Source organism: Mycobacterium sp. (genome assembly GCF_044342925.1).
Classification (GTDB): Bacteria; Actinomycetota; Actinomycetes; order Mycobacteriales; family Mycobacteriaceae; genus Mycobacterium.
This window is the reverse complement of record NZ_JBIIOV010000151.1, coordinates 1-7,994: the sequence shown is the minus strand read 5'-3', so window position 1 is coordinate 7,994 and position 7,994 is coordinate 1. Positions and strand designations below refer to the sequence as shown.

Here is a 7,994-nt window from a genome sequence, read left to right as displayed (position 1 = left end):
GCCGATACCGCCGTCGCCGCCCGCCCCGCCTGTCCCTCCGGTGCCCCACACCGACAGCAACCCGACATCGCCGCCGGCGCCCCCGTCGCCGCCCGCGTCGCCGCCGAAGCCGCCGGCGCCGCCGGACCCGGGCTTGAAAAATATGTGCCAGATCCCGAACAGGCCCGTGGCACCGCCTCCTCCGCCGTCGCCGCCCGTGGCAAACCCATGGCCGCCGGCCCCGCCGGTACCGCCGCCGCCGAACACCGCTCCGCCGGTTCCGCCTCTTCCACCCTCGCCCCCCACCCCGCCGGCTTGACCTTTCGGCGCCGCGGCTCCCGCACCGCCGCTGCCCCCGCCGCCGAAGATCAGCCCGCCTCGGCCGCCGTGGCCGCCCGACCCGCCTGCGATCACAGCGTCTCCGCCGTTGCCGCCGTTGCCGAACCAGCCGGCGTTGCCGCCATTGCCGCCCGCGAATCCGTTGCCGCCGTTGCCGAACAGCCCTCCACGGCCGCCATCGCATGTGCCGGCGGTGCACACCCCGCCGTAGGCCGTCCAGCTGTAGCCGCTGCCGAGCAGGATGCCGGCGTCGGGGTTCACCGCGGTCCCGTCACCGACGAAGATCCGGATGAAGTCGGAGACCGGACCACTCACCGTCGCGGCACTGGGAGACCGCACGCCCATCGTCATGCCGAACGGCACCCGGTCACCCTCTCCGGTGTCCGGCGGCGTCGCGCCTGCCGGCCGCGCCTGGGCCGCCGAAGCCGCGGGCGGGGCTGATGGCGGCTGGGGCGGGCCCGGTGGGTTCTGCGCTGTCGGGGCCGGCTGAACAACCTCCTGTGCCGTGGCAGAACTGCCCGGCCCGGTTCGCGCGCCGATGGCACCATCGGGGGTCGCTACCTCGGCGGGCGGGGTGGCCGGGATTTCCGAACCGCGGGCCGGAGCCAGAGGTGCCGATCCAGCCGACCGCGTCGCCGAACGCGCGCCGCGCTCGCTGTTCCCAGCCGCTTTCGCATCGCCGCCGCGCGACACCTGGCCGGTGCCGCTGTCATCGGGGTCGGCGTGAGCCGGTGCCGCACCTGTCAGCACCGCCGCCCCCACGCCAACGGCCAGTACACCCGCGGCCAGCCATGCCGGCGCTGCCGAATCGCGATGGCCCCGACGTACAGCCCTGGCACCGGACACGCTGACCTTCACCACAGACATGAATCCGACATTAGGGGCAGGCGATGCGCCGGTGCGTCCCATTCCAACCCTTCCGGCTGTGCCCGTCGGCGAGCACAGCGGCATACGCACTATTGCGCGACGGGACGGATTGGGTCGGTAACTGTCGAGGCTCTGCTCAGAACTGGTGTGGCGATGGCGGCCAGCAGTCCCGCGCCCGAGGCGGCGACGACGCGCGTCGTGTGCAGCATGGGGTCAGGCTAGGCGCCCTGCGCCGAGTCTGCAGCCGCCGCTTGACATCGCGCCGACCGGCTCACCGGCATGGCGTGTCTGGAATCCGGCCACTACGAGGGCGGTATGAAAGACGTGGTCGACGTCAGCCCGGAAGGTGCGTGATCAACATCAGATCTTTGTCGAACCGCTGAGGAAAACGCGCCGTGCGGGGAACCCCGGGCAGGTGAACACGACCACAAGCACAACCCTGAACGTCGGGGACTTGCACTGGGCCACCTCGGCGGGCGTCGTCGAGTCCGCGTTGCGGCGTCGACCTGGCGTCAACGCGGTCGAGGCGAACGCGGTGAACCACACCGCCACGGTGAGCTACGACCCGGCGTTGACCTCGGTCGCCGAGTTGGCCGGCTGGGTGCGAGAGTGTGGCTTTCACTGCGACGGTCGCTCAGTCCCGGACCACATCTGCGAGCCGACGTCGGAGCCGCCCGGCTCGCCGCCGCACGAGATGATGGGACACGGCGGGCATGCCGGGATGTCGATGGACGCCATGGTGCGCGATATGCGCAACCGGTTCCTGGTCGCGCTGGTGTTGTCGATCCCGATCATGCTGTGGTCGCCGATGGGTCGCGACATGTTCGGCTTCAGCGTGCCGACGCCGTTCGGGCTGCGCGACGACGTGTTCGCCTTCCTAGGACGGCGCGCCGGACGTGGCGCCCACCGCGTCGATCGCCGCGCGCAGCTTGCCGGCGACCTCGTCGGCCACCTCCTGCAACTCCGCGTCGCCAGTCACCTGCACTAGCACCTGAGGATCCATCGCCTCCACCAGCACCCGGGTGTCGTCGGCGGGGTCGGCGCGCACAACCACGTTGCACGGCAGCAGCAGCCCGATCTGGCGGTCGACGCCCACTGCTCGGTGGGCCAGTGGGGGATTGCAGGCCCCGAGGATGAGGTAGTCCTCCATGTCGGTGTCGAGCTTCTTCTTCAGCGTTGCCTTCATGTCGATTTCGGTGAGAACCCCAAAGCCCTGATCAGCCAGAGCTTCGCGGGTACGGGCCACGGCCTCGGAAAACGAAGTGTGCAGTGATGTCGAGATAGCAATGGACATGCTTTCCAGCTTTCCCGAATCCGCGGCCGACCTCACGGGCTCGGCCCCGTACGAGGCGTTCTTTATCGAATCTTCACAGAACGGCTAGGCCAGCCCTGGGCGTCGCGGGGCAGGCTTGACTCCAGTGGGCTTCACCGACGAAAGGGATGTACTAGTGGGCAAGTCAAGGACTGTGGTGACCGGGATGGCCGCGCTCGCCGCGGTGGCCGCCATCGGCGCGTGTAGCAACTCAGCCACCAAGGAGGCGGCGCCGTCGTCGGTCCCCTCTCAGAGTCAGACCACGGAGTCCGTGCAGGCCGCGCACAACAGGGCCGACATGATGTTCGCGCACATGATGATCCCGCACCATCAGCAGGCGATCGAGATGAGCGACATGGTGCTGGGTAAGCAGGGCATGGACCCCCGAGTGGTTGAGATGGCCACGCAGATCAAGGCCGCCCAAGGCCCGGAGATTCAGCAGATGCAGGGCTGGCTCGACGCGTGGAACATGGACATCAATGACATGCCCGGCCATGGCGGCATGGGGGACATGCCGGGTCATGGCGGCATGGACGGCTCCGGCTCGATGGCGCCCGGTATGCCGGGGATGGGCGGCATGGGCATGGGCGGCATGGATGGGATGTTGTCGCCGGCCGAGATGCAGTCATTGCGGGACGCTCAGGGTGTGGAAGCGAACAAATTGTTCCTCACCGGGATGATCAAGCACCACGAGGGCGCAATCACGATGGCGCAGAACGAAATCAAGAACGGCGAATTCCCCGAGGCGATTGAGCTGTCGAAAGCCATCGTGCAGAGCCAGCAGAAGGAGATCGACACCATGAACGAGATCCTGAAGACGCTCTAGGACCTCCGATGTCCGCGACACGCGCCTACTACGTGCGGGGAATGACCTGCGACCATTGCGCACGGGCTGTGACGGCCGAGCTGAAAGCGCTCGGCACTGTCACAGATGTGACAGTTGATCCTGTCCCGCAGGGTGTTTCGACGATCACCGTGACCAGCACGGCGGAACTGGCACAGGACGTCATGCGTGACGCCGTTCAGCGCGCCGGCTACGAGCTGGTCGGTACCGCTACCGGGTGATCCTGGCCTGCTGCGGTCGAACGGATCGGTAAAGCCACCGTGAAGGTGGTGCCGCGGCCGGGGCCCTGGCTGGCCGCGGTGATGTGCCCGCCGTGGGCCTCGGTCAGCGCCTGGGCGATTGCCAGGCCGATTCCGGAGCCCCCGCGCCCCCGGTCGCGGGCGGAGTCGGCGCGGTAGAAGCGCTCGAAGACGTGCGGCAGGTGCTCGGCCGCGATGCCATCCCCGTCATCGGTGACGGTGAAGGTCACGTCGTTGCCGTTCCGGATGGCGGCCAGAGTGACATGCCCGCCGGACGGAGTGTGGCGCAGCGCATTGTCGAGCAGGTTGATCAGCACTTGCGACAGACGTTGACCGTCGGCCCACAACCGGCCGGCCGCAGGTGCGCGGGTGTCCAGAGTGACGTGTTTGGCTGCGTAGCGGTCGGCGATCGCGGCGCTTACCGCAGAAACGAGTTCGCCGGCATCGACCCATTCCGGCGCGATGGCGACGTGAGCCTCTTCGGCCCGGGCCAGGGCGGCGGTGTCAGCCGAGAACCGCACCAGCCGGCCGGTCTGCTCGCGCAGGATCGACATGGTCGGCGGGTCCAAGGTCTTCACGCCGTCCTCGACGGCTTCCAGATAGGCCTCCAGTACAGAGACCGGCGTGCGGATCTCATGGGCGAGGTCGCTGAACAACTGGCGGCGGGTCGACTCGACCGCTTGCAGGCGGTCGGCCATCCGGTTGAAAGCCACTGCCAATCCGTCGAACTCGTCGCCGAGCTGCGGAGTGGAGACTCGAATGTCGTACCGACCCTCGGCGACCGCTGATGCGGCCGCGGACAATTCGGTGACCGAGCGCTGCAGGCGCCGGCTGAGGTAGGCGGTGACCACGAACGCCGTCGTGGCGGCCACCGTGATGGCCACCGCAATAGACAGCGCGGTGGCGTGCTGGAAGGCCTGTTCGGCGTGGTACTGCTCGTTGGAGTTGTGGGGAACACCGGCTTGGTGGAGGTGATCGCGGAACAGCGGCGGCCCCACCACCAGTGCCACCACCCAGGTGGTGACCCCAACTGCGACGAGCACCAGCGCCTGCGCCAGCAGAAGCCGCCGCAGCATCCCGAGCCCGGTCGGCGCGCTCACTGCCCGCTGCCCATCCGGTAGCCCACACCGCGGACGGTGAAGACGAATCGAGGGTCGGCGGGGTCGTCGCCGAGTTTGCGCCGCACATGCCCGACGTGGACGTCGACGAGGTGGTCGTTGCCCACCCACGGGTCTCCCCAGACCGCCTCGATCAACTGGCGGCGACTCCACACGACTCCGGGGCGCGAGGAAAGAGCGGCCAAGATATCGAACTCGGTGCGCGTCAATGGAATCGGCTCGCCGGCGAGATGAGCATCCCGGCCGGCGAGATCGATTGACAGCGGCCCGAAGACCCGTGGTGGCTGTTCGCCGTGCCCGCCGCCGGGCACAGCCGGTGCCGCGACCGATCTGGGCCGGCGCAACATCGCCCGGATTCGCGCTACCAACTCGCGGGGACTGAACGGTTTTGTCAGGTAGTCATCGGCTCCCACCGATAGGCCGACGATGGTGTCGACCTCGGTGTCGCGAGCGGTCAGCATCACCACGTAGGCGTCGGAAAAAGTCCGCAGCTGCCGGCAGACCTCCAGGCCGTCAATACCGGGCAACCCCAGATCGAGCACCACGACGTCGGGATCGACCTCCCGCGCCGCCGTCAGCGCCTCGGCCCCGGAGTGACACACCGTGACCTCGAAGTGATCGCGTCGCAGATAGCTGGCGACCACGTCGGCGAGCGGCGCCTCGTCGTCGACCACCAAGGCGCGGTAACCGGCGGCAGGGCTGCTCCCAGTGGTCCCCGATATGACCTCCATCTGTTCATCGTGCCGTGCGGGTTGGCCACTCAACCGTTTTGAGGCCGTCCTTGAGCGAATCTTCACACAACGAACACCCGACAGCCGGGGCTTCAAGCGCAGTCTGGGAATCGGGTAGAGGCGATGCTGAAGGAGGTTGGTGGCGATGTGGTGGTACCACGGAATGAACGGGTGGTGGTACCACGGAATGAACGGGTGGTGGGACCACGGAATGGGTGGCTGGGGGTATGCAGGTATGGCTATCGGGATGGTGTTGTTCTGGACCCTCATCGTGGTGGGGATCATCGCGGTGATCCGGTTCAGCGCGGGCACCGCCCAGTCGCGAGCGATCTCCGGATACCAGCCCTACAGAGACTCGCCGGAGCAGCTGCTCGCGGCGCGATTCGCCCGGGGTGAGATCGACGACGAGGAATACCGGCGACGCATCCTTGTACTGCGGGAACACCAGAAATGAAGACGAACCACGACCCCGGCTCCACAAGCCAGATCTTCAGCAAGGAGGCATCACCACAATGACCGAATCGTCGCCAACTACCACCGACAGGATCGACCCGCCCACGGTGACTGGACCTGTTGTTCACCGCAACACTCGGCTTTACCAGGTTCTGGCGTGGGTGGGCATCGCCGCAGGAATCGTCTTCATCGTCGGCGCGGTCTTCTTTTCCGGATTCTTCGCTGCTCGGGTGGCAGGCGGCGACGGCTGGCAACGCGGATATCAGAGCGGCCAGATGCGCACCGACGGTCCAATGGGTGCCGGCTGCCCGATGATGCAGATGCAACCCGGCGACATGGGCTCCGGCGGTATGGGCCCCGGGGGCATGGGTTCTGGCGGCATGGCTCCGGGCGGGGCCAGGGGACCGGCCACCACCTCAATGCCGCCGATGCCACCGGGTGGGCAGCGCTAAACCCCGAGGTGGGCAAACAGATAAGAAGCTTGGAAAGGTTCCCCGTATGGTCCTGGTCATGCTGTTGGCGTCGCGTCGTTGACTGAGCACGCCTACGCGGCGGTCGAGCGGCAGCTGCGGCGCCAACACTTCGCGGTGCTCGCCACAGCTGACGCGACAGCGTAGCCGGCTTCTGCCGGTGTCACTTACGGCATCGCGCCTTCCGGCGCGGTGATCTATGTGATGACCAGGCTCAGCCGTTGCCAGTCCGTAGCGCATTGCTGAACGGGTGCGCTGTCAATATCCGAAGTGCACGGGAAAGGCCGGCGTGATCGGCAACGGGAGCGGAGAATGATATCCGGTGCTGCCGATCACCCTCAGGCCCTGAGGTTTTCACCAGGACGCCATAGCGGTCCAATCCGATCAGTTGGATGCGTCCGCGTCGTGTGCCGCGGGGCAGGCGCAACCGGAGCCGCTCGATCATGTCCGGGTGGTGGTGTTGGAGGTGATGCAGCCATGGCCACTCGACCAGACAGAACGGATCAGGTCGCGCGGCGAGAAGGCCTGCTTTATCGACGACTTCGGCTCCCGTGGCGTCGGCGTAAATGATCGAGTCGACGATCAATACCAGCAGTTGGCTACCTCTGCCGATGGCATGTCGCCCGCTCGGCGCTGTGCGATCGCCGCCGCGTTCTTTCAGGTCGTGTTCGGTGGTGATGTGTCCGTGCGAGATAGGGCTGAGGCCAGGCCCGGGATGAGGAGATCGAGGCCGCGGTCGAGTTCGGCGGCGCCGTCATAGGAGGCCAATGCTGCTGCGAGAGAACGGACGTGAGGAAATTCGGTAACTAGCAGCCGGTGCAGACCAAGGCGCAGAACATGGTCGGTTTCCTCGGGCCGTTCCACGACCTCCTGCAACTCCGTCAGGATGTGGCCGTACAGATAGGCGAACAGCACCCGGTAGATGTGCAGGGCGTCATCGCCAGAGAATCCGGCGGCGGTGAGCAGCGCCAGGATGTCCTCGAGGTGCCGCAGTGTTCCGGGCGGCCGCAGGCCCAGTGGGGTGGCCAACGGCCGAGTGACCAGCAACGGGACGACGTTCGGATGGGTCAGGGCCAACCGGCGGAAATCGTGGGCGATGCTCCGCAACTGGCCGGCCCAGTCCGGGTCCGTGGTGTCTACGGTGAGCTTCTCCAGGACAATTCCCGCGACACCGTCGAGCACCGCGGCCTTGTTGGGCACGTGGCGGTACAGCACCGCGGGATCGCGGCCCACCGCTTCGCTGAGTCGGCGCATCGACAAGCTGTCCGCGCCGTCGCGATCGATGATCGACAAAGCGGTTTCCAGGATGAACGCTTCGGTGACCTGAAGGTTCCCGGTGGAATTTGTGCTCATCGCAAACAGCACTCCCTTCGCCGGTCACTGTAACCCATCGCTGTGGGTCAACGGTGTTGACAGGCTCCTGAAGTGGGCGTTAACTGGAGTTCTGCCATCGAAAATTGAGGCGTCATGCTCGTCATTCTTGGTTTGCTTGTCCTGTTCGTCGCTGTAGTCGCTGCCGTCGTCGGTGTGTTGGCTAATTCCGGACCCACGCACCCGCTGACCGGGGACTTCTCGGTGTTCGGCTACCACGTCACCGGATCAACAGGGACACTATTCGTCTTCGGAATCGCTATCGGCGCGG

The 7,994-nt window shown here is 66.8% G+C and carries 9 protein-coding genes and 2 pseudogenes; 5 read left to right on the top strand and 6 right to left on the bottom strand.

Annotated elements, in window-relative coordinates; all coding sequences use genetic code 11:
* Window positions 1-1,185: pseudogene (locus ADBZ6I_RS14135) on the bottom strand (hypothetical protein); the annotation flags it as partial.
* A gap of 415 nt (window positions 1,186-1,600) precedes the next feature.
* Between ADBZ6I_RS14135 and ADBZ6I_RS14130 the strand changes: the two are divergent.
* Window positions 1,601-2,065, top strand: a pseudogene (locus tag ADBZ6I_RS14130) (cation transporter); the annotation flags it as partial.
* Here ADBZ6I_RS14130 and ADBZ6I_RS14125 read toward each other — a convergent pair.
* Entirely contained in the window at window positions 2,063-2,479 is a 417-nt protein-coding gene (locus tag ADBZ6I_RS14125) for a DUF302 domain-containing protein (protein WP_526384871.1), read from the bottom strand. The pseudogene ADBZ6I_RS14130 and the gene ADBZ6I_RS14125 overlap by 3 nt on opposite strands.
* Window positions 2,480-2,663: 184 nt before the next feature.
* Between ADBZ6I_RS14125 and ADBZ6I_RS14120 the strand changes: the two genes are divergently transcribed.
* Together ADBZ6I_RS14120 and ADBZ6I_RS14115 are read left to right on the top strand one after the other, a co-directional pair.
* The gene (locus ADBZ6I_RS14120; RefSeq protein WP_526384875.1) at window positions 2,664-3,323 is read left to right on the top strand and encodes a DUF305 domain-containing protein; all 660 of its coding nucleotides are present in this window, start codon (window positions 2,664-2,666) and stop codon (window positions 3,321-3,323) included.
* Window positions 3,324-3,331: 8 nt separating this feature from the next.
* The gene (locus tag ADBZ6I_RS14115) at window positions 3,332-3,562 is read left to right on the top strand and encodes a heavy-metal-associated domain-containing protein (RefSeq protein ID WP_526384869.1); all 231 of its coding nucleotides are present in this window, start codon (window positions 3,332-3,334) and stop codon (window positions 3,560-3,562) included.
* Here the strand turns inward: ADBZ6I_RS14115 and ADBZ6I_RS14110 are convergent.
* Together ADBZ6I_RS14110 and ADBZ6I_RS14105 are read right to left on the bottom strand one after the other, a co-directional pair.
* The gene (locus ADBZ6I_RS14110) at window positions 3,532-4,656 is read right to left on the bottom strand and encodes a sensor histidine kinase (RefSeq protein ID WP_526384873.1); all 1,125 of its coding nucleotides are present in this window, start codon (window positions 4,654-4,656) and stop codon (window positions 3,532-3,534) included. The genes ADBZ6I_RS14115 and ADBZ6I_RS14110 overlap by 31 nt on opposite strands.
* A 20-nt stretch (window positions 4,657-4,676) precedes the next feature.
* A complete protein-coding gene (locus tag ADBZ6I_RS14105; RefSeq protein ID WP_526384867.1) occupies window positions 4,677-5,429 on the bottom strand; it encodes a response regulator in 753 nt (250 codons plus the stop codon).
* Between the two features lie 235 nt (window positions 5,430-5,664).
* On the opposite strand from ADBZ6I_RS14105, the gene ADBZ6I_RS14100 reads away from it, so the two are divergent.
* Both ADBZ6I_RS14100 and ADBZ6I_RS14095 read left to right on the top strand, forming a co-directional pair.
* Window positions 5,665-5,883 carry an SHOCT domain-containing protein gene (locus ADBZ6I_RS14100; protein WP_526384865.1) on the top strand — a complete coding sequence of 73 codons (219 nt, stop codon included), beginning with the start codon at window positions 5,665-5,667 and terminating at the stop codon, window positions 5,881-5,883.
* 58 nt (window positions 5,884-5,941) lie between these two features.
* The gene (locus ADBZ6I_RS14095) at window positions 5,942-6,334 is read left to right on the top strand and encodes a hypothetical protein (protein WP_526384863.1); all 393 of its coding nucleotides are present in this window, start codon (window positions 5,942-5,944) and stop codon (window positions 6,332-6,334) included.
* 232 nt (window positions 6,335-6,566) lie between these two features.
* On the opposite strand, the gene ADBZ6I_RS14090 is transcribed toward ADBZ6I_RS14095, so the two are convergent.
* Window positions 6,567-6,938 (bottom strand): DUF2470 domain-containing protein, encoded by a 372-nt coding sequence (locus ADBZ6I_RS14090; RefSeq protein WP_526384861.1) that lies wholly within the window; start codon window positions 6,936-6,938, stop codon window positions 6,567-6,569.
* A 71-nt stretch (window positions 6,939-7,009) separates the two neighbouring features.
* Window positions 7,010-7,705 (bottom strand): TetR/AcrR family transcriptional regulator, encoded by a 696-nt coding sequence (locus ADBZ6I_RS14085; RefSeq protein ID WP_526384859.1) that lies wholly within the window; start codon window positions 7,703-7,705, stop codon window positions 7,010-7,012.
* Window positions 7,706-7,994 lie beyond the last annotated feature (289 nt).